The organism is Marivirga sericea (assembly GCF_900177665.1).
Classification (GTDB): Bacteria; Bacteroidota; Bacteroidia; order Cytophagales; family Cyclobacteriaceae; genus Marivirga; species Marivirga sericea.
On record NZ_FXAW01000001.1, the window covers coordinates 566,046 to 586,848 of the forward strand.

Below are 20,803 nucleotides of genomic sequence, written 5' to 3' on the forward strand. Positions count from 1 at the left end.
ATAAATAATTAAAATTCATTGTTGCCTGTTTATCAATAATTTATGTACATTTGATTAATCTTTTTATTGAAGACTATTATAATTTACTATCAACTTTAACATCAGGAGATGAAAAGCTTAATATTTTGGACCATTTCAACCGCCCTCATAGTCCTTATTTATTTACCTGCATTTGGACAGAAAATCACTAAAATAAACCTTTCTGATTCAATTAATAGCCAATATACTGAAACTAAACCAATGATTTCAGTTGATGGTAAGACCTTGTATTTTGCTCGGCAAAATGCGCCAGGTAATATAAATGGGGATCTCGATGATCAGGATATTTATATCAGTTCTTATGGGGATAAAGGTTTTGGAAAAGCAAAAAACGCAGGTACACTCTTAAATAATGAACGAGCAAATGGAGTAGTTTCATTATCATCTTCTGGTGAAACCTTATTTCTGCTTAATACTTACGAAGAATCTGGCAACAATGATGGAGTGTCTACTACTCAACTCGTAGAGGGCAGTTGGACGATCCCCAAGGCCGTTCCAATTCAAGATTTTCATAATAATAGTAACTACATTGATTACTTTTTTAGTAGCAGCGGAAAAGAACTATTACTTGCGGTAGAAAGAGACGATACTCAAGGTGACCAAGATTTATATGTAAGCAAAAAAGGGGCTGATGGTACTTGGCAAAGCCCAATCAATTTAGGAAAGCAAATCAACACTAAACATCCAGAGTTTTCCCCTTTTCTTGCTGTCGATAACAAAACGTTATTTTTCTCCTCCATGGGTCATGAGAATTATGGTAGTGCCGACATATTTTATACCAAACGTTTAGATTCTACCTGGACCAATTGGTCGGAACCTCAAAATTTAGGTCCGGATGTTAACAGCGAAGAATTTGAGGCCTACTATACTATACCGGCAAATGGAGCAATAGGTTACTATGTGAGTTCTAATGGTGGGAGAGAAGGAAGTAGGGATATTTTTTCAATCACCATACCTTATCAATTTAGACCAGATCCCGTTATACTCCTAAGGGGTGAGTTTATAGCTGATCAGGAAGAGGAAGACAGTATAAACTATCATGTGAATTTTTTAACTACAAGTGCTAGCGAATCAGAAGTTAATATAGAGTATGATTCAAATCATTTTAACGCCATTCTGCCCACAGGTGGTTCGTACTTCTTTTATGTAAACAAAAGTGGATATATCAGTGAAAGTCACTATATCGATCTAACAGATCAAAAAGAGTATCAGGAGGAAACTGCTGATATTCATACTATCCCTATACAAGAAGGAGCTATGACAGTAAGCCATAATCTTCAGTTCTCAGAAAAGTCGTCCGAATTTTTTCAAGTCAGTTATTTTGAATTAGTTAGACTTTTGGAAGTATTTAAGCAATATGACAGTTTACAATTAGAATTAACAGGACATGCTTATGATTTCGAGGATAGCTTGAAAAATTGGAGGCTTTCAGAAGAAAGATTATTAAAAATACAAGAGTTTTATGTAGATCAGGGATTTGATCCCGACCAATTTATTTTAACTCCTAAGGGTAGTACTGAGCCTAACGAAGATGCATACAAAAAGCACGTCAATTCTCAGTTTGATATTAATAACAGGATTGCATTCAAAATAACAAACATGCGATGGGAAGCGAAAGATTCCTCTGCATTAATGAGCAATGCGGAGCTAGATGTCTCAGCAGTACAATTAGCCATAAATGCCAAAGAAGAGCAATTTAGAGTGCTTTTTGCTTTTGATGATGATCAAATAAGTGGTAATCAAGAAGTTTTGCTCCAACTAAAAAACAAAATATCCAGTCACACTGGATCAATGGAGTTAATTGGCTATACCTGTGCCATAGGTGACATTACTTATAATCAATACCTAGCTAAAAATAGAGCTTTGAACCTCAAAAAATGGATTGTAAAACAAGGTTTTGATGACAGAGATATTACTGTGGTAGCCAAAGGAGAGTCAGAGCCAGTAGCAGATAATAATGATTCTAATGAAAGGAAACTTAACAGAAGAGTAGAGGTCAAATTCAAACCGAATTTGAGTGTTTCTGAAAATTAAATGAGATGGAAATAAAAAGCTTGTAGTGATAGATCATAAGAATATTTTTATCGCTTTTTTACATCCAGACTTAATCATTTAAATAGGTATTTCATTCATCTACGGTATCATCGATCTCCAAGGTCTCTAAAATATCGGCAAGCTCATCGAAATCTTTGTATCCAGGGCGGATTTCTTCTCCTCCTTTGAGTGCAATTCCCTTAAGGGACGTGTTTTTGACATAGTGCATCACATTATCATCCGTAATGTTGAATCCCAGAACAACTGGGAAGTTCTTGGTTAGTGCTAATACCTGATCAAGGATATTATCTTTATAAACAATGCCATTTTCTGATTCAAAGAGATAAAATTCTACCTGGTCTGCAGTTTTTTCCATGGTTTCTTTTACTTCTGCAGCATCCGATATTTTATCCATATCGAACCGTAAGATCTTTTTGTGATCCGGGAATAAGGGGAGGATGGCAGGATTATCCGTTTGTAGATAATCGATTTCATATTCGTCAATAACGGCCTTGATAGCTTCTTCTGAAGCATTTCCAAATTCACCAACGAACTCAAGTCCTGATAGCCAACCCGTAAGCTCCATAAAATTTTCAGGAGAAATAAAATAATCACTTTCCTTATTGAGATTAAACCCCATCAGGTTTACGGTCATCCCTGCACAGTAGCGTGCATCACTCAGATTATTGACTTCAGATATTTTAACGAATGTTTTTAATGCCATTTTGTGAAATTTTGATGCAAATTAAAGGAAAAAATTTGCCCTATGAAACGCTTTCTGATGAATAATTTATTGAAGATGAACCTCTAAAATTTAATAATAATAGGAATGAGTTTTGTTCTTTTAAGATATATGTAGCATCTTTAAATTTTTATAATTTCACAAATATATAATATGAAAAAATCTTTACTCATGATGCTTATTGCATCTGTTATGTTATGGTCATGTGCGGATGATACGAGTCAAATTGATGAACTAATGGCAGCGCAGGAGGCAACATTAGAAGAACAACTTCAAATCCTAAATAATCAAGGCGAGTTTTACAATTTTAATTTGAAAATACTTGATGGAAACGATCCAATTGAGGGGGCGACAGTGGCATTATCAAGCAGTAAAAGTGGTGAAGTTGAAGAAATTTCATCTACTTCAGATGCAAACGGAAATGTATTTTTTACCAACTTCAAAGTAGGCGGTAATTACATCAGTATCTCAAAAGAGAACTACTATACTGTTAATGGTATTATAAATTTCAAATTTGAAGAAGGTTATAATTATGAAATTGTGAATGGTAATGTTGTCCCAATTGAAAGAAATGAAACTGCGATTTTACCGCTTTATGCAGCAGATGGTTCTGGCAAAAATACTAGCAAAATTGCCGGAAAAGTCACCATGCAGTCCGATTTAACCACCGAAGAACCTGAATTTGCGGTAGGAGAGATAATAAAAGCAGATTTCACTAAAGAAGGAATAGATGTCAGTGATGGGTTGAAAATATCAGAATATACAGTTAGTTTAAATGATATTGAATTAGGTTCAGGTGTAGTAGATAGCGCAGGTAATTATACAATTATAATTCCAGGTAATACTGCAACTTCAAACGTAGAATTAGTTATTCCGGAGATAAAAAGACAGCAAAGACTAGCTTTTTATAATTCAGAAACAGAATCATATGAGTATACTAACTTAGAGTCTTACTTCGGAATAAATCAAGAATATAATGGTATTCCAAATATAAGAGGTATAATAGCCACAACAACTTCACCTCCTGCTGGGGGAGAGGGATTGGAAATTTTACTTTCCAAGGTGGGGAGAGCTATTGATTTGAATCGTTATTCATATGATCAGTATGTTTATCCAACTACTAGTAGAGAGTCTAATAATATCACATATCGTTTTTTTGCAGGTTATAAATATCAAGGAAATCCGCAGTTAAAAATCACTGATGAAAATGGCGGAAATTTTAGAGCTGATATACATATGGAATTTGCTTTAGAGAAAATTGATATGACAAATGCCGGGAAATACCATCCAAATCAATATGTTGAGATTGCTGTTGACAGAATGAAAGATGGAGTGAGATATAACGTTTTTTATTTTGTTGTTTATGCTGACAATTCTGGTGAGATTTCTCAAGAAGTAATGGACGATAGAATTGATGATTACATGAGGGATAATTATATCGCTGGATTTGGAAATAACTTTAGGAGAATCACAGAAGACTTCGATTCTTTAGTGGTTAGATTTGGTGAGAGTCAATTCAGCGGTGGTTTTCCAGCCAATGGAAAACTAGGATATAACGCTAAAATTGAAAGGTTAGACATAAGGAATAGAGGAGAAAGTTATGTAGATCCCTCTTTTGAATTTATAGGTGGAAATCCAAGTCAAGCAGCAATAATGGATGTTTCGTATTTTGGATGCAGATGGGCTATAGAATTAATTAATGCTTCAGTATCTAGTCCTTACCAAATTGTACCCGAAATTGATTTCCTTTACAGTAATGATAATTTTTATAATTTATCTAGTAATAAAATTACATTAGATTCTACTGTTTATGATTTTTATGATGATGAATCTATCGAAAAAGTGCTGAAGATAGTTGATGGAAAAGTGGATTTTGATTTCAATTTAAAATACTATACTGGATTTGTATCTGATCAGATGCCTGATGTTGATATTGAAAATATTTCATCTGAACCCGCAGCTGTAACCTTTGCATTAAATGAAGAAGGTGGCATTGATTTTGTTGATGGCTATTTTAGTGGTAGAGGATATTCTGAACCCTTTGAAGTAACCATTAGCCCAACAATTGAAGGATTGCCAGGTGAAAACGCAAATATTAAGATTAGAGGAGGAAGATATAACGCTTATGGTGAATATATATGGCAAGGAGAAGTAGAAATTATTGATTCTGGTTCAGGTTACATCGAAAAACTTAATCCTGTAGTACTTTCTAATTTTGCTGTGACTGGTGATGTTAGTTTTAAAGTTGTAGCAGGCCAAACCATTTACAGAGATATTAATTATGGTTCAGGAAGAAGGATATATGAATAGGAAAAACTTTTGTTTTTGAAATAAAAAAGTCCCGTAGAAATTTCTCCGGGACTTTTCTATTTTACTCCCCAAATGCTTTATCAATCCTTGCCAATAAATCATTCCAATGAATTCTGCTCATTTTATCGGAAGTCCTATACCGTCTGCTAGCAATATCTGTTTTCAATTGCTCTAGCTCTGCTCTCATCAGTGGAATTACATCTGAAATTATTACCTCATCATTTCTTTTTTCCTCTGCATTCAATTCAGCAATGCTATTAGTAGCCAAATCTATATAAGTCCTTTGTAGATTTCTTCTGTAAGCATCTACCGTTTGCCCTCTATATAGTTCTGAAAATATTCCAGTCCTAAGGTCATCCATCATTTCTAGAACAGTATAGGCTTCAGAACCGTTAAAACTCTCGTTCTCGATCATCCTGATCATACGATCTTCATCTAATAAGTTACTCAGGGTTCTTGTTTGAAGTGATTTTACTCTTTCGATAGCGCCATCATCTTCAATTCTCTGAAGAATTTCTCTGTTTAATAACCATTCATGATTGGTAAAGGCATGCTCGTTTAAGAATTCTACTGCTCCTTTTTGGATGTCTTTGGGTACATGTTCGTATACCGCACCCTTTTGGTTTGCAGTTTTGCGAGTTTCATAAACGCCTCCAACATTGTCGTAAACATGGCGAATGTAGCCGCTCCACATATAACCTAATTCTCTGTATACCTCCGCTAATTCTGCATAGTCTTGCCCCTCTTCGGCAGTCCACTTCACTAAATTAGGAACTACCTTTTTCAAATTAGCTAATCCATATTCACTAGCTTTTACATGGTCATCTCCCAAACTTTCTCTATTGGCTCTTGGATCTGCGACTCCATAACCGCTTCCAAATTCATACCATGAATTTCCGGCTTTATCCAAAATCCATTCATCTAGAATTGGTTTTTCATCTTCTTTGCTTTCTGCTTCCGGAATATATCGATAACCCCAATTCACAGAATACTTATCATATGGCCCCATCATTCTGATGTAGCGAACGCCTTCATCCTCAGGCTGTGCCACATAATTTACTCTGGCATAATCCATAATGGAAGGAGTGAGACCATATTTTTGCGTAAATGTGGCCGACCTTAAAGAGTCAGTAGGGTAGGCTGAACTCGCTTTCATATTATGTGGCAAACCTAAGGCATGACCTACTTCGTGTGCAATGACCATCCTCATCATTTCTCCAATTTCTTCTTCTGGCGTCTCTAAAGTTCTGGCAGATTCCTTCTGTGCACCTGCTTCGATCATATATCGATTTCTATATGACCTTAAGTGATTGTGATACCAGATAATATCACTTTCAATGATTTCACCGGTTCTGGGATCTGAAACCGATGGGCCTACGGCATTTCGGGTGGTAGTGGCCACATATCGAACTACTGAATAGCGGACATCCTCAGGACTAAACTCCGGATCTTCCTCTTTTGTCGGAGCTTCTTTAGCTATAATGGCATTTTTAAATCCAGCTTCTTCAAAGGCAACGTTCCAATCTTGAATTCCTTGAATGAAGTAAGGTCTCCATTTCTCAGGTGTGGCAGGATCTAAATAATACACAATCGGCTTAACAGGCTCTACCAACTCACCTCTTTTATAGGCTTCAATATCTTTCGGTACTAATCTCCATCGTCTGATTAATTCATAATCGTCTGATTTCAGTTTATCAGAATTATAATCATATTTCTGAATGGTGAACCAGCCTACTCTGTCATCTGCTAATCTGGGCTGCATTTTATCTTCCGGTAATAAAATCATGGATTGGTTCAAGAGCATACTAATTGTTCCTGCCTGATCTCTTCCAGGAGGATCACCAGCATCATAGGTCATCAGATGTTGAATCTCTACATTCTGAGGAAATGATTTTGCAGAAGCAATATAAGAGCGACTTTTATCGAGGCGCTTGACTTTATAAGCCTTTCTTAATCTTTCAGGCATGGCATTGATCGCACTTACTTCATCTGTGAATAAACTGGTTACATCCACTAGATAGGCAGTAGAATCAGGATTTACTGCTTCTATTTTGCTACTATACAGAATAGGAAAGAAATTATTGGCTTCTACCGATTTATATATTGGGGAATCTTCATCGCTTTCATTTTCAAAGCTGATCACTTTCAGATCAATGTTTTTATCTCTTTTATGCCAACGAACCACCTGCTCGTTTACTTTTGAACCCGCATTGATATAGCCACCGCCAAAATTATCTGGAAGTTTAACAATTCTACTTACTAAAAGCAGGTCCGTTTCTAAATAAGCAAAAGGGATTTCATAATAAAGCTTGTCGTCAATTTCATGAGTGGTGAAAAGACCTTGATCTGATTTTACATCACCTTTGATGATTTCATTATAATTTTTGAAGTCACCTTTTTTCTTTTCTGTTTGGCTTTTCTCTTTTTGCCTTTTCTTTTTTCCAAATAGTTGTGCATTTGCATCGGTTTGAATAAGGAAAAAGCATAGAGTAATACTAAAGATTAGTTGTTTCATATAGGACTGTTTTATTTGATTATGTAAAAGTATTTGAAGCTTACGAGAATATAAAATGCTTTTATTTAACTGGTAAATGACTTAATTTAATCGAATGGAGGAGCTCAATCATCGTAAATGTTGATAAACTTCGATAAAAGTTTTATATTTTAATGAATTACAACTCAAAAGTAAATTCAGTGTTTAGATTTTTTATCCTTAGTAAGTGGTCAAAATTAGAAAAGAGTCTAGAGCAAAAACCAAATATTTTGCTGTCGCAATTTTCGGTTATTGCTATAATTGCGGGATTTAGCCAGGTGCTCAATGATATTCTCAATTTCAACTATATAGCAGTATCGCTTGATTTTGTGATCGTAATTATATTTTTGTGTACTTTTATATTCAACGAAAGAGGACAACATTTAATTGCGAAGTTTATTTTTATTGTTTTGGGTACGGGCTTTATATTTGTTTATGCCGCTGTCATTCCCAAAGATATTGGAGCCTACCTAGTCTTTTTTCCTATAATTGCGATTATATTCCTAATTTATAATAACGAGGAAAGGCAATACAAGTACTATTCCTTAGCCTACGTTTTATTACTTTTATTTATACTTGAAATTACTGCTTATCAGCCTTTCGGAGAAATAAATTTCACAGAAGGGAAGTCCGAAGAAAGTTCTTTTTACGTAAACATGTTTATTTCCATTTTTGGAATGGTCTTTTCGATGTACAATATGGATGTCATTAACAGACAGATTGACCAGAATCGTGTAGAAACTTTGCAAGAGCTAGAGCAAAAAAATAAGGAATTAGAATTGGCAAATGATGAATTGGATCACTTTGTTTATAGTGCTTCTCACGATCTTAAAGCACCCTTATCATCTATTTTAGGTTTAATCAACATTGCTAAGTATGAGGTGAAGGATGAAACTGTTATAGATTATTTTGTAAGGATAGAAAATAGGATTGAGCGTTTAACTCTATTTATAAAAGAGGTTATTGAGATTTCTAGAAATACAAGAACGGAAATAAAAACAGAGCCAATAGTAATAGGGAAGATGATCGATGATATAATTGAAAACAATAATTATATTGAGGGGATGGAGAAAATAGAATTCAGTAAGCACATCGGTTTTGATTCAGTGGTAGTTACTGACAAGGCTAGGATGGAAGTCATACTAAACAACTTAATTTCCAATGCAATAAAATATTCTGACTCCAGTAAGGATCAATGTAGAATTGATATAAAAGCAGAAAAAGCTCGGAATGAATTACGAATAACGATTAGCGATAACGGGATTGGTATTCCCAAGGATCAACAGGAAAAAGTATTTGATATGTTTTACCGTGGAGTACAAGGCAAGGAGGGGTCTGGTCTTGGTCTATACATTGTAAAGAATATGTTAGTGAAATTGAAGGGCGAATTTGCTTTAGAATCTAAAGAAGGTGAGGGTACTACAATTCAAATGATTTTCCCAGAGTTGAAAAAATAATTTGTTCAGTTATTTACTTATTACTTTTTTAATCCGTTACAAGATTCATCAAATGAACTGCTGCAAGGGCCGCAGTTTCAGTTCTTAATCGGCTCTTTCCTAAACTGACTTTCACGAATCCTTTCTTGCAAGCTAAATCAACCTCTTCCTGGGTGAAATCACCTTCTGGACCTATCAATATGAGTGTATTTTTATGGGCATCTAAGTGGTCTTTTAAATGAACCTCATTATCGAAATCTACATAAGCTATAAATTTATTAATAGCACCCTTATTATCGAGGATAGAATTAAAAGGTAGCAATTCGTTTAGTTTAGGCATGGTCGCCTTCATTGATTGCTTTATGGCACTCACTACTTTTTTTTCTATTCGCTCAATCTTCACTATCTTCCTCTCTGAATGAAAGCTTTGGAAAAAACTTATTTCATCTACACCTAATTCCGTAGCTTTCTCTACTAACCATTCCATTCTATCCATGTTTTTAGTTGGCGCAATAGCTAAATGCCGATGAAAGGGCTGCTTTTTTTCTGTTGTTGTTTCGAGTATCTCAAACTTACATTTCTTATGATGCGCCTCAGTGATTTTTGCTTTGTAGAATGTTCCTTTTCCATCAATTAGATTGATTTCATCATGAATGTTCTTTCTCAATACTTTAATACAATGTTTAGACTCATCAGGGTCTAAGAATTTACTTTCTGGTAGTTGTGGTTGGAAAAACAGCTGCATGTGCAAAGCTAATTATTTTTGATTATTAGAATAAGCAATAAACTATTACATTTTGAGGAATTGATTTTGCTAGAGATTTTTTAATTAGATACATTCCTTTAATTTTGTCGCTGCTTTATGAGAGTACTAAAATTCTATCGCTGAGATTTTTTTATTTGTCTTTGATTATCAACTCAATACAAAGATGGCAAAAGCGGTAGCCATTGCAGGCTCTATTTAATATTATCTATGGATTATCTCAGAGGTCTTATCGGATTGCTAGTTTTAGTGGGCTTTGCCTGGCTTTTTTCAGTAAATAAAAAGAAAATTGATTGGCGACTAGTGCTAATTGGCATTTCATTACAAATTTTATTTGGTGTTTTAATTACTCAAGTAGAATGGATTAAGATCGGTTTTCGAGCAGTAGCAGATGCTTTTGTAGTTTTTCTTGGATTCTCTGATGCAGGTGCACAATTCCTATTTGGTGATTTAGCTGGAGACACCTTTGGTTACATCTTCGCATTCAAGGTTCTGCCGACTGTAATATTTTTCTCTACAGTAACCGCAGGATTGTATTATCTTGGTATTCTGCAAAAAATAGTATTTGGAATAGCATGGGTAATGTCTCGAACTATGCGATTGTCGGGAGCTGAATCTTTATCTGCTGCTGGTAATATATTTTTAGGCCAAACAGAAGCGCCTTTATTAGTGAGGCCTTTTATTCCCAATATGACACGTTCCGAATTAATGTGTTTGATGACAGGTGGCATGGCTACTATTGCTGGAGGTGTTTTGGCTGGATTTGTGGCATTTTTGGGCGGAGGGAATCCTGAGGAAGAAGGGAAATTTGCGGCTTACCTATTAAGCGCCTCCATAATGAATGCTCCAGCAGCGATAGTGATTTCTAAAATTTTGATTCCGGAAACTAATCCAGATGGAATAGACGATACCTTAAATGTTAGCCAAGACAAATTAGGTGTAAATCTAATTGATGCGCTGTCAAATGGGGCGGCTGAAGGGTTGAAATTAGCTTTAAACATAGGAGGGATGCTCTTGGCATTTATAGCTGTTATAGCAGCTATAAATTACTTTTTGGGTAATATGATTGGCGAATTAACTGGACTCAACGCATTTGTAGCGAGTTCTACCAATAATACGTTTGATAGCCTAAGCTTAGAATATTTATTAGGACAGATTTTTAGATTGTTCGCTTTCGCGATGGGAGTAGAGTGGAGCGAAACCTTAGCAGTTGGTAGTTTGATTGGTCAAAAAACCGCCATTAACGAATTTGTGGCTTACCTTGGACTAGCGGATATGAAAGCTGAAGGTATACTAAGCAATAAATCAATCGTGATTTCTACTTATGCTTTGTGTGGATTTTCAAATTTTAGCTCTATAGCAATTCAAATAGGAGGGATAGGAGGAATGGCACCCAACCAAGGCAATCTTTCAAAATTAGGATTAAGAGCATTGATGGCAGCTACCTTAGCTTGCATGATGACTGCTACAATTGCTGGTTCTTTCGTAGAGTAAGTTGCGAATTATGCTGCATGAAGAAATTGATTTTCAAAAGGGACAATTAAAGCCAGAATTTGTATTGATTTCCATAATTTTTGACGATTTTTAATACAGAATTATAGGTTGATTTATGTGGAATTATTAAATTGATCATGTTATATCACTTCTAAAAATCCATTCATGAAAAAGCTATTGACCCTTGCGATTTTAATTTTTGTTTCGTTCTCTTTACTATCTCAAAATATTGAGGGGAAATGGCAAGGATTACTTAAGGTACAGGGAATAGAGCTCACCATTGTATTCAATATTTCAGAGCAAGGAGATACATTAGTCGCTACGATGGATAGTCCGGATCAAGGGGCTTTCGGTTTGGCAGTTCAAGAAGTTTCTTTTGAAAATAACCAATTAGGTCTTGGTATGAATATGCCAGCTATTCAATACGATGGTAGCCTTAATGAAGATGGAGAAATTCAGGGTACTTTTAAGCAAGGGGGCGGTGAGATCCCTTTAGTACTGGTAAAAAATGAAATACAGAAATCGAAATTAAATAGACCTCAGAACCCCGAAGAGCCATTTTATTACCTAAGTAAAGAAATAACGTTTGAAAATGAAGCAGCAGGAATTAAGCTTGCAGGTACTTTAACAATGCCTGCTGAAGGCAATCGTTTTCCGGCTGTGGTTTTGATAAGTGGGAGTGGCCCCCAAGATAGAAATGAAGCTTTACTTGGCCATAAACCGTTTTTAGTCTTGTCTGATTACTTGACCAGACAAGGAATAGCAGTATTGCGTTTTGATGATAGAGGAACAGCTGAATCAGGTGGTGATTTCAATAAAGCGACTTCTGCTGATTTCAAAACAGATGTTGCAGCAGCTGTGGAATATTTGAAGAATCGAGATGAGATTGATTTAGATCATATTGGGTTGATTGGACATAGCGAAGGTGGACTTATTGCTTCTATGCTGGCTGCGGAATCTAAAGATGTAGCATTTGTGATTTTAATGGCAGGCCCTGGCATAAGGGGAGATAAGTTGCTCTTAAAACAAGCTGAATTGATTGGAAAAGCAGCAGGTATGAGTGATGCAGATTTACGAAAAGCAAGAGAGTTTAATCAAGGGGCATATGATATAGTGGTAAATACTATTAATGAAAAAACCGTTAAAGAAGATTTGAAAAAATATCTTGAAGAATCGGTTGCTAAAAATCCTGAATTGGCAAGTGCAAATGGCTTAAAGGAGCAAGTATTTGTCGACCAGATTTTGAGTCAATTGACTAGTCCCTGGATGATATTTTTTATGAACTATGATCCAGCCGAAGCTTTGAGAAAAGTAAATGTTCCCCTGCTAGCCATCATTGGGGAGAAGGATTTGCAAGTGCCTGCAGATCTCAATTTGAAAGCCATTGAAAAAGCTTTAGAAGCGGGAGGAAATGAACACTATACCGTAAAGAAAATGCCCGATCTTAATCACTTATTTCAGGAAGCTGAGACAGGCGCGCCCATTGAGTATGCTAGTATTGAGCAGACGATAGCACCAGAAGCACTGAATTTGATGAGTAGCTGGATTTTGGAACAACTCAAATAAGAAGTTCGATGAAATCAGACTTCAGTTATGTGTGTTTTTTTTGTAAAATCAACTCTATATAGCTCAACTTTTTGACTCAGATCCGTTGGAAAAGGACTAGTTCATTAAAAAGAAAAGAGTAGATGAAGGCTTTACAAATCACAGGCTACGGAGAAATAGCCAAAAACGTTGAAATTAGAGAAGTTGAGAATCCCCGAATTGAAGATGACCAAGTACTGATTGAAGTTCATGCAGCTAGCATTAATCCAGTTGATTATAAAATTATCGAGGGGGCAATGAGAAATATTCAAAAACTGTCTTTTCCTGCAGCAATTGGTTTTGATGTCGCAGGCACAGTTAAGGACAAGGGAACTAATGTATCTGATTTTAATATTGGAGACGAAGTTTTCGCTAGAGTTCCTACTCATTCACCTGGAACCTTTGCGGAAATGGTAGCAGTGGACCATCAGGCTGTTTGTCAAAAACCATCAAATCTATCTTTTGTTGAAGCTGCTAGTATTCCGTTAGTTGGGCTGACAAGTGTTCAAGCATTTCAAAAAGCCAATCTAAAAGCGGGAAATAAAGTATTGATTCATGCGGGCTCAGGAGGAGTAGGCTCCTTTGCTGTTCAGTACGCAAAAGCTCAAGGAGCATATGTATATACCACCACAAGCACCAAAAATGTTGAATGGGTAAAAGATTTAGGTGCTGATAGAGTAATTGATTATAAAAAGGAAGATTATCGTGAAATTGCAAAAAATGTTGATGTCGTGTATGATACGCTTGGCGGAAATTACACTAAAGAAGCATTAGAAATTCTCAAGCAAGGGGGTAGAGTGGTAAGCATTGCCGGAGATCCTGATAATGAAACCGCAAAGGAGTTAGGGCTGAATGGCTTGATTCGATTTCTTATGAAGCTGAAGAGATTTAAACTTGATCAATTAGTTAAAGATAAAAATGCTTATTATAAATTTGTAATGATGCATGCTGATGGAGCTCAATTGAATGATTTAAAAGAGCTTATTGAAAACCGCTATATTTCAGCAATTATAGACCAAGAGTATCCTTTTTCTAAGGCTATTGATGACTTAGAGCATGTTAAAAATGGGCATACTAAAGGTAAGGTCGTGCTAAATATGAAATTATCTTAATAATCGGACAAAAGCACGGAATTCACCCCTTTAATTAGCCTTACCCGTTTCAAGGAGAAAGCGATTAGGATCAGGACATAGTTTTATGAAATGTTCTAGTTCAGAGGGGGCACAAACACCAGGAAAGTCGCCTGATTTAGAAAGCATATCTGAAATTACCTGAAAGTGCACATGTGGGGGCCAATCTCCGTTTTCTGGGAAAGGCCCTAACTCACTAAATTTTTGACCTTTTTTGAGGTTGTCACCAATTTTTAAGTTTTCTAAGCTAGCCAAGCTTAAATGACCGTAAAGTGTATAGAATACTTTATCTTCAAATTCATGTTCTAGTATGATAGTGGGTCCATAATCTCCAAAGTTATTGTTATTAGCAAAGCTATGCACTTTGGCATCTAATGGAGCATATAGGGAATGGAAAGCTTCGCACCAAACATCAACACCCAAGTGCATACACCGTGATTCGCCTTGTTGAAAATGCGTGCTCCGTTGATAAATCATGCGATTTTCTAAATAGCCACCATGACCGTACTGTTTCCCCTTTTGTTTTAAGAAATCAAAAACATAATCATTAAAACTGGAAGTTGATTGCAAATCAAGCACTCTCAATTCTGCATTTTGATTAGAAAAATCTAGCAATAAACTATTTTTTTCATTTAACCATTTACCCATAATGGGAAAAATGTATTTTGAATCAATATTCATAAGGAATTCTGATAAAACAAAACTGCCGTGAGCAATAACTCTCACGGCAGCATAATTTAACTTAACTGAAAAAAACTACTATACCTTAGACAAATTTGCTTTTGGAGCGCCAGCCATGATTTCTTCATTTGCAAAATCTTCAAATTTCTTGAAATTAGCATTGAATTCATTGGCAAGCTTATTCGCCATTTCGTAATATCCTTTATCATTTTTCCATGTTTCTCTAGGGCTCAAAACCTCAGATGGAACATCGGGACAGGTAGCAGGAATTGAACAACCAAAAATGGAATGATTTCTATAACCTACTTCATCCAAGCCGCCATTTAGAGCAGCGGTAATCATAGCTCTGGTATATTTTAATTTCATTCGAGAACCGACTCCATATGGTCCACCAGACCAGCCTGTATTAATCAACCAAACAGTTACTTGCTGTTCATCCATTTTCTTACCTAACATTTCTGCATATTGGGTAGGGTGCAATGGAAGGAACGGAGCTCCGAAACAAGCGCTGAAAACTGTTTGCGGTTCTGTAACACCTGCCTCTGTTCCCGCTACTTTAGCAGTATAACCCGAAATAAAATGATACATGGCTTGACCTTTTGAAAGCTTAGATATAGGAGGTAAAACTCCGTAAGCATCACAAGTCAAAAAGAAAATATTTTTTGGGATCCCACCTATAGATGGGGTAACAGCGTTATCTATATGGTGAATTGGATAAGCTGTTCTAGTATTTTGAGTTACCTCTGTATTTTCATAATCCACAGTTCTGCTTCCTGGAACAAATCGAGTATTCTCAACAATAGCTCCGAATTTGATAGCTCTGAAAATTTGAGGTTCTTTTTCTTCCGTTAAGTCGATGGTTTTAGCATAACATCCACCTTCGAAATTAAACACCCCATTTTCAGTCCAACCATGCTCGTCATCGCCAATCAACCCTCTGTTTTCATCAGCAGACAAAGTTGTTTTTCCTGTACCCGACAAACCAAAGAAAATGGCAGTATCACCATCTGCTTTTTCGCTCATATTTGCCGAGCAGTGCATAGAAAGGACATTGTGGTCAGTTGGTAAGGTGAAGTTTAAAACAGAGAAAATTCCCTTTTTCATTTCTCCAGCGTAGCCTGTTCCTCCAATTAAGATAATGTTTTTTGAGAAATTAACAATTGCGAAGTTTTTCTGACGAGTACCGTCTACTTCAGGGTCTGCTTCAAATTCAGGAGCATTGATAATAGTGAAGGTCGGTTCGAAAGTCTCTAATTTATATTTTTCCGGCCTAAGGAACATATTATAGCAAAATAAATTATGCCATGCCTGGGTATTCACTACCCTTAAATTCAGACGATATGTTTTATCAGCACCGGCATAAGCATCTCTCACGTACACTTTTTTGTTTTCCAGAAATTTGAGCATCTTTTCATGCAGTGCATCAAATTTGGCCTCATCGAATGGAATGTTAATATCACCCCACCATACAGTATCTTTTGTTTTCTCATCTTTTACGATGAATTTATCCTTGGGAGAGCGACCCGTAAACTTGCCAGTATCACACATTAAAGCGCCCGTATCAGTGAGTACCCCTTCTTTATTGGCCAGAGCGTGTTCTGTTAATTCAGCAGGGCTAAGGTTCCAATAAGCTTCGGCTACATTTTTTAAACCCAGGCTTTCTAAACCGGATTTAGCGGACTTTAATCCAAATTCCTTCATTTTTGTATGTTTTTGCTAGGTATAACATGGTTTGGTTGGCAAAGTTAAAGAATTTACTTTGCTTAAAAAGTAATTTTTTAATCATTTACAAATGTTTAGATAGTGTATAAAATACACTTTCTATGGAAAATAGGACCGATTATCAAATCCGATTTGTTTTAATGAAAAGCCCGTATTAGCTTTAGCATTTCGATTTTTAATTTTAAGTTAACTTATAGATAATATGAATTCCGAAAAAACTTTTTTTGGTCACCCAAGAGGATTGGCAACTTTGTTTTTCACTGAATTTTGGGAACGCTTTAGTTATTATGGAATGCGTGCCCTTCTAGTACTTTTTCTGGTTGATTCCATTGAAACGGGCGGTTTTGGTCTAGATGATAAATCGGCTAATGCTATTTACGGTCTATATACTATGTTTGTATATTTACTAGCCTTACCTGGCGGATGGTTGGCTGATAGGTTTTTCGGTTTACAAAAGTCAGTATGGTATGGTGGAATAATCATTGCCTGCGGCCATTTTTCTATGGCAATTCCCACGGAAGAATTCTTCTTTATCGGATTAATTTTAATTGTGATTGGTACTGGATTATTGAAGCCTAATATCAGTAGCATAGTAGGAGGTCTTTATAAAGATGATGAACCAGCCAGAAGAGATGCTGGTTTTTCTATTTTTTATATGGGGATAAATTTAGGAGCTGTTATTGCCCCTTTAATCACTGGTTATTTGGGTGAAACCATTAACTGGCATTTAGGTTTTGCAGCTGCAGGTTTTGGAATGTTATTAGGGGTAATCCAATATAGGATTTCATCAAAAACCTTAGGTAGCATTGGAGCTCAACCTGAAGGATTTGACCCAGCGAATGAAAAGCAAATAGCTTTTAGAAAGAAAGTGAAGTTGGGTTTATTTGCCTTTTTAGTGGCATTGATTATCCTTGTTCTATTGACCACTTTTGGCTACATTAATATTGATGTGGTGAGTGTTGCTGAGGTAGCATTTTATGTAGTTGCAGCTGTATTAGTACTGTTTTTTGCAGCAATTTTTTTATTTGGCGGACTCAATAAAGATGAAAAGAAAAAAATATGGGCAATTGCTATTTTGTTAATTTTCTCAGCTGTTTTTTGGTCAGGTTTTGAACAAGCTGGTTCTTCTTTAAATTTATTTGCCGAAAGATATACGGATCGCTTTATAGGTGGATGGGAAATGCCAGCTTCTTTCTTGCAAAGTATTAATCCAACTTTTATAATTATATTATCACCTGTTTTTGGTTGGTTTTGGATACAGTTAGCAAAAAGAAATCTTAATCCAAGCATTCCATTAAAATTTGCTTTTGGACTCATTTTCTTAGGGTTAGGTTTCGCAACTATGATCTTTGCATCTTATTTGCTATTATCAGCGGATAAGGTATTACCTACATGGCTGTTAATAACCTATTTCTTACACACAACGGGTGAATTGTTCTTAAGTCCGGTGGGCTTGAGTGCAGTAACTAAATTAGCACCTAAACGATTGGTTGGTCAAATGATGGGTGCATGGTTCATGTCTGTTGCTTTTGGTAATTTAATTGCTGGATTGGTAGCAGGTGAATTTGATAAAAATGCAATTGCTGAAGACCCAAGTTTGTTACCCGATATTTTTCAATTCATCACGATATTTATTGTTGGTGCAGGTATAATAGCTTTAATATTTACACCATTAATTAGAAAATTAACTGGAAATGTTCATTAAAATATTTCCAATCAAATCATATTATTATTATATTTTATCAAATAATAATTGTAATTTGACCAGAGAATGTACTTTAAATCATTAATTCTCATTTGGTAATAATGATAGATACCTTAAAAAAGTTTAAAAACCTCGAGGAAAGTGAAGAATTATTGCTGGCTTATCAGGGAATTATTACTGATAGTTTGACTAATAATTTACTGACTTTAGCTGAAAATAAATTAGCTATGGTAGAGTATAATTCACGAATTAAAAAGAAGGTTTTTAATATTTTAGTAGAGGTTTTGCAGAATATTTATCATAATCAAGAAGAAATTAGAAATTCTACATTTCAAGAGATACTAGTTATGGTTGTGAAAACGTCATCTTCTTATGAAATAATTTCGGGAAATTATATAGATCAAAAAAACAAAAGTCTCCTTAAAAAGCGCATTGAAGAAATTAACCAGTTGACAAATGATGAACTGAGAACTAAGTATAGAAGTAAGTTAGATGAGGGCGTGTTTTCTGATAAAGGGAGAGCAGGTCTTGGAATAATGGATATGGTAAGAAAATCTGGTCGGCCTTTGCAGTTTGGATTTAAAACCATAGACGATAATTACGCATATTTCAGTTTGCAAGTGACTATAAAACATTAAGAAAAAACACTATGGATGCTTATTACTTAGAGGCGACACCTAAGACACCTAAACTTGATTTTAATCCGGCTGCAGAGACCTTTTTAATATCTGGTAGGTCGATTCCAGAAAATTCTATCGAGTTTTATAAGCCATTGCTCGATTGGTTGGATAAATATGTTCAAAATCCACTGGAATCTACTACTTTTGAGATTAAATTGGAATATTTTAACACCAGCTCCTCTAAATGTTTGGTAGAGATATTCCGAAAGCTTGAACGAATCAATGCAGATGGGAATTCTATTACCATTGACTGGTACTACGAAGAAGAAGACGAAGATATGGAAGAATCTGGTGAGGACTTCAAGCAAATCATTAAAGTGCCATTTAGAATGGTAGAAATAAAGGAATAAGAGCATATGGCTAAAAACTTTACCCAATCAGAGGTATTTCAATCTGAGATCGACTTTTTAAATGAAGTGCGTGCTTTAGCAGAGGATGATGATATTCCTGCTGAAAAGGTAAAGGAAAATTATAAATTATTATGTGATAAGTATGATCGCCTTATTGGCGAAGCAAAGCTCTTAACCTCTGTAAGTGATCGATTGCATTCAAAGTTGAATGAAGCAAACGAAAAGCTCAAGAAGCAATCTGATGAAATCAACAAAATCAATGACGACTTAAAGGTAAATAATCAGCTATTGCAAGATACTATTGATCAGTTAGTAAAAGCGAAAGTTGGAAGAAAAGCCTCTTCTATTGTACTGTTAATAGCAATAATCTTATTTATAATATCCGAAGGCTGGCTTGAGCCTATGGTAGAAAGCCAAATAGGGAATCCGCAGATCGGATTTTTATTTAAATTAGGGATTGCTGTGCTTTTGAAACCGATCGATGTTCTAGTCGAACGATACATGATGAGAAGAGCTTTGAAACAAAGAGAGAAGTCCTAAAAAGTAGGGCAGGGAATAAATTCCTTTTTCCTTCTCTTCTTCAGCTGAGCTTCAAAATCAAAAATTATAGAAATCTCATGGGCACCGCCCGAAGCTCCTCCGAATTCCGAGATAGTAAAATCATAGCTGTATCCTGCTTGGAAATCAGAAAAAATCAGACCAAACTTAAATATTAGGGCATCTCGGTCATAGAGACTTTCATTAGGTTCAGTTCTGTTAAATGGAACACCTCTATACCATAGACCTGCTGATATAGGATCGTAATGCCAATTAATTCCAACATCAAGTTGGTCATTAATGCCTTGTCTTTTATAAACAAAAGATGGAGCAATGCTTGAAATATTATCTAATTTTTTAGGGCCACTATACAATGGAATTCTTACCCCACCGTGAATGCTAATTTTCATGTTAAGAGGATTTGAGTCACCAATCAATGACATTTCTGGCTGGGTCAAGTGGTGCAAAGCAAACCCTCCCCACAACCTTTGACTATATAGAAGCATTCCCCCTGAGAAGTCGAAAAATTGAATGTTTTGAATGTTGGCTAATTCGGAATCGAAGGAAACTCCTCTATTATCTAATAGTTGATCTCCTAAGGTTAAGCCATTTTGATTTAGTCCAGTAAAATTATAGGCAAATTGTAAGCCTGTGCTTAATACTAGTTTATCTCCCAGGGCTGCTCTGTAAGAATATAAAAAGCTTGCATTGGTATTACCCAAGTTTCCGGATCCCGCTACATCCCGAGTGATCATTAATCCAAAGCCACTACTTAGATAGTCAAGATTATAATCGTAAGATACAGCATTTGTAACGAAAGCTCTGGGTAAGCTTGGCCACTGTATTCTTGAATTGACCGCTATCCTATGCATTTTACCTAAGCCAGTGAACGCAGGATTCAAATATAAGTGGGATTCGTGGTACTGTGAAAACTGAAAGTCTTGCCCCTTTACAGCATTGCCGCAAAATAGCAATAGCACAAGCACAGCTCCCGTAAAATAGTTAAGAAAATTTCTTAATTTATCCATATTCATACAGCCCCTAATTTAGACCTTCAAAATTT

General features: G+C 35.7%; 16 protein-coding genes. 10 read left to right on the forward strand and 6 right to left on the reverse strand.

The window, feature by feature from the left end:
• Positions 1–108 precede the first annotated feature (108 nt).
• Positions 109–2,073, forward strand: coding sequence for an OmpA family protein (locus B9Y84_RS02220; protein WP_085515463.1), 1,965 nt, complete (start codon positions 109–111; stop codon positions 2,071–2,073).
• 91 nt (positions 2,074–2,164) lie between these two features.
• Here the strand turns inward: B9Y84_RS02220 and trpF are convergent, their stop codons facing one another.
• Positions 2,165–2,797, reverse strand: a complete 633-nt coding sequence (trpF, locus tag B9Y84_RS02225) for a phosphoribosylanthranilate isomerase (protein ID WP_085515464.1) — start codon at positions 2,795–2,797, stop codon at positions 2,165–2,167.
• 171 nt (positions 2,798–2,968) lie between these two features.
• On the opposite strand from trpF, the gene B9Y84_RS02230 reads away from it, so the two are divergent.
• The gene (locus B9Y84_RS02230) at positions 2,969–5,125 is read left to right on the forward strand and encodes a carboxypeptidase-like regulatory domain-containing protein (protein ID WP_085515465.1); all 2,157 of its coding nucleotides are present in this window, start codon (positions 2,969–2,971) and stop codon (positions 5,123–5,125) included.
• A 61-nt stretch (positions 5,126–5,186) separates the two neighbouring features.
• On the opposite strand, the gene B9Y84_RS02235 is transcribed toward B9Y84_RS02230, so the two are convergent.
• Positions 5,187–7,640, reverse strand: a complete 2,454-nt coding sequence (locus B9Y84_RS02235) for a zinc-dependent metalloprotease (RefSeq protein WP_085515466.1) — start codon at positions 7,638–7,640, stop codon at positions 5,187–5,189.
• A gap of 179 nt (positions 7,641–7,819) precedes the next feature.
• Between B9Y84_RS02235 and B9Y84_RS02240 the strand changes: the two genes are divergently transcribed.
• Positions 7,820–9,115, forward strand: coding sequence for a sensor histidine kinase (locus B9Y84_RS02240; protein ID WP_176223684.1), 1,296 nt, complete (start codon positions 7,820–7,822; stop codon positions 9,113–9,115).
• Positions 9,116–9,143: 28 nt separating this feature from the next.
• Here B9Y84_RS02240 and B9Y84_RS02245 read toward each other — a convergent pair whose 3' ends face one another.
• On the reverse strand, positions 9,144–9,839 hold the full coding sequence (locus tag B9Y84_RS02245) for a 16S rRNA (uracil(1498)-N(3))-methyltransferase (RefSeq protein WP_085515468.1): 696 nt from the start codon (positions 9,837–9,839) through the stop codon (positions 9,144–9,146).
• A 228-nt stretch (positions 9,840–10,067) separates the two neighbouring features.
• Here B9Y84_RS02245 and B9Y84_RS02250 point away from each other — a divergent pair, with 228 nt between their 5' ends.
• The 3 genes from B9Y84_RS02250 to B9Y84_RS02260 all read left to right on the forward strand — a co-directional run bounded on the left by B9Y84_RS02250 (position 10,068) and on the right by B9Y84_RS02260 (position 14,047).
• On the forward strand, positions 10,068–11,351 hold the full coding sequence (locus B9Y84_RS02250; RefSeq protein WP_085515469.1) for a NupC/NupG family nucleoside CNT transporter: 1,284 nt from the start codon (positions 10,068–10,070) through the stop codon (positions 11,349–11,351).
• A 165-nt stretch (positions 11,352–11,516) separates the two neighbouring features.
• On the forward strand, positions 11,517–12,917 hold the full coding sequence (locus B9Y84_RS02255; RefSeq protein ID WP_085515470.1) for an alpha/beta hydrolase family protein: 1,401 nt from the start codon (positions 11,517–11,519) through the stop codon (positions 12,915–12,917).
• Positions 12,918–13,039: 122 nt separating this feature from the next.
• Complete coding sequence (locus B9Y84_RS02260; protein WP_085515471.1) at positions 13,040–14,047, forward strand: NADP-dependent oxidoreductase; 1,008 nt, start codon at positions 13,040–13,042, stop codon at positions 14,045–14,047.
• Positions 14,048–14,077: 30 nt separating this feature from the next.
• Here B9Y84_RS02260 and B9Y84_RS02265 read toward each other — a convergent pair whose 3' ends face one another.
• Together B9Y84_RS02265 and pckA are read right to left on the reverse strand one after the other, a co-directional pair.
• The gene (locus tag B9Y84_RS02265; RefSeq protein ID WP_317043229.1) at positions 14,078–14,791 is read right to left on the reverse strand and encodes a peptidoglycan DD-metalloendopeptidase family protein; all 714 of its coding nucleotides are present in this window, start codon (positions 14,789–14,791) and stop codon (positions 14,078–14,080) included.
• A gap of 33 nt (positions 14,792–14,824) precedes the next feature.
• Positions 14,825–16,447: a phosphoenolpyruvate carboxykinase (ATP) gene (gene pckA, locus B9Y84_RS02270; protein WP_085515472.1), complete on the reverse strand. Its 1,623-nt coding sequence runs from the start codon at positions 16,445–16,447 to the stop codon at positions 14,825–14,827.
• A gap of 223 nt (positions 16,448–16,670) precedes the next feature.
• Here pckA and B9Y84_RS02275 point away from each other — a divergent pair, with 223 nt between their 5' ends.
• The 4 genes from B9Y84_RS02275 (at position 16,671) to B9Y84_RS02290 (ending at position 19,743) form a co-directional block, all read left to right on the forward strand.
• Complete coding sequence (locus B9Y84_RS02275) at positions 16,671–18,173, forward strand: peptide MFS transporter (protein WP_085515473.1); 1,503 nt, start codon at positions 16,671–16,673, stop codon at positions 18,171–18,173.
• Positions 18,174–18,274: 101 nt separating this feature from the next.
• The gene (locus B9Y84_RS02280) at positions 18,275–18,811 is read left to right on the forward strand and encodes a SiaB family protein kinase (RefSeq protein ID WP_085515474.1); all 537 of its coding nucleotides are present in this window, start codon (positions 18,275–18,277) and stop codon (positions 18,809–18,811) included.
• Positions 18,812–18,822: 11 nt separating this feature from the next.
• Positions 18,823–19,203, forward strand: a complete 381-nt coding sequence (locus B9Y84_RS02285) for a DUF1987 domain-containing protein (protein ID WP_085515475.1) — start codon at positions 18,823–18,825, stop codon at positions 19,201–19,203.
• 6 nt (positions 19,204–19,209) lie between these two features.
• Positions 19,210–19,743, forward strand: coding sequence for a hypothetical protein (locus B9Y84_RS02290; protein WP_085515476.1), 534 nt, complete (start codon positions 19,210–19,212; stop codon positions 19,741–19,743).
• Here the strand turns inward: B9Y84_RS02290 and B9Y84_RS02295 are convergent.
• On the reverse strand, positions 19,740–20,774 hold the full coding sequence (locus tag B9Y84_RS02295; RefSeq protein ID WP_245830807.1) for a PorP/SprF family type IX secretion system membrane protein: 1,035 nt from the start codon (positions 20,772–20,774) through the stop codon (positions 19,740–19,742). The two genes, B9Y84_RS02290 and B9Y84_RS02295, sit on opposite strands and share 4 nt — an antisense overlap.
• Positions 20,775–20,803 lie beyond the last annotated feature (29 nt).